The sequence below is a fragment of the Thauera aminoaromatica S2 genome (assembly GCF_000310185.1).
In the GTDB taxonomy this organism is placed as follows: domain Bacteria; phylum Pseudomonadota; class Gammaproteobacteria; order Burkholderiales; family Rhodocyclaceae; genus Thauera; species Thauera aminoaromatica.
Map to the genome: position 1 here is coordinate 1 of NZ_AMXD01000289.1, position 1,199 is coordinate 1,199.

At 74.9% G+C, this 1,199-nt stretch carries 1 protein-coding gene and 1 pseudogene; both read right to left on the reverse strand.

Annotated elements, in window-relative coordinates:
* Window positions 1–137 (reverse strand): annotated as a pseudogene (locus tag C665_RS21245) (MinD/ParA family ATP-binding protein); the annotation flags it as partial.
* A 2-nt stretch (window positions 138–139) separates the two neighbouring features.
* Window positions 140–1,199 (reverse strand): flagellar biosynthesis GTPase FlhF (flhF, locus tag C665_RS19635; protein WP_040829898.1); only part of this gene is annotated, 1,060 nt, incomplete at its 5' end.

Here is a 1,199-nt window from a genome sequence, read left to right on the forward strand (position 1 = left end):
CCGGCGATGCGGTGGGCGGCGAGCGCGGCGTTGTCGGCGGCGCGGCGACCGCCCGCATACAGCGCCACCACCTGGGGCGGCGCGCGGCGGAACAGCCTGCGCAGGCCGGCGGCCTGGTCTTCGCGTCCGTCGAGCATGCTCAGGCCCCTCCCGCCGCGAGCAGCATGCCGGCCTCGTCGCCCTGCAGGTGCCAGGGCGAGGCGCTGCCGTGCTCGCGCAGCGCGCGATGCAAGAGGTAGGCACGGTTGGGCAGGTGCAGGTCCTCGGGTACGCGCTGGCCGTTGGTGAGGTAGCGGATGTCGAGCTCGTGGCGCACCGCGACATCGAGCGCCGGCGCGAGCGAGGCGGCCTCGTCCACCTTGGTGAAGATGCAGCCGGCGAGGTCGCCGCCGGCATAGGCGCGCACCACGTCGTCCAGGGTGTCGCCGCGCGCGGTGGCGTTGAGCAGCAGCAGCCGGCGCACGTCGCCGGCGCCGGAGAGCATGGCCGCCTGCTCGGCCACCATGCGGTCGCGCTGGCTCATGCCCATGGTGTCGATGAGCACCATGTGCTTGTTGCGCAGGCCGGCCAGGGTCTGGCGCAGGTCGGCCGCGTCGCGCACCGAGAACACCGGCACGCCGAGGATACGGCCGTAGATGCGCAGCTGCTCCTGGGCGCCGATGCGGTAGCCGTCGGTGGTGATCAGCGCGAGCCGGCCGGCGCCGTGGCGCACCACGCAGCGGGCGGCGAGCTTGGCGGTGGTGGTGGTCTTGCCGACGCCGGTGGGGCCGACCAGGGCATACACGCCGCCACGGTCGAGCAGATCCTCGTCCGAGGCGCAGGCCCGCATCAGGCGATCGAGGGCGGCACCCACGGCCTCGCGCGCCTCGATGCGGTCGGCGTCCTCGTGCACGGCCTCGACGAGCTTGCGCGCGATCGCCGCGGAGAACCCGGCCTCGAGCAGCTCTCCGAGCATGGCCGCGCGCGCCGGCGCCTGGCGGCGCGTCTCGCCCCAGGCGAAGCCGGCGAGCTGACGTTCGATCATGCCGCGGATGCCGGTGAGCTCGGCCATCAGGCGGATGTTGGTCTCCTGCAGTTCGCGCACGCGCGCGCTGCCGAATTCGTCGGCGTCGGAGCGCGCGGCACGACCGGAGAACACCGCCGGACCGCTCGGCGCCGGGCGGGCGGCGGTCTGGGCCGCGGCCGCCGCGCGCAGCACG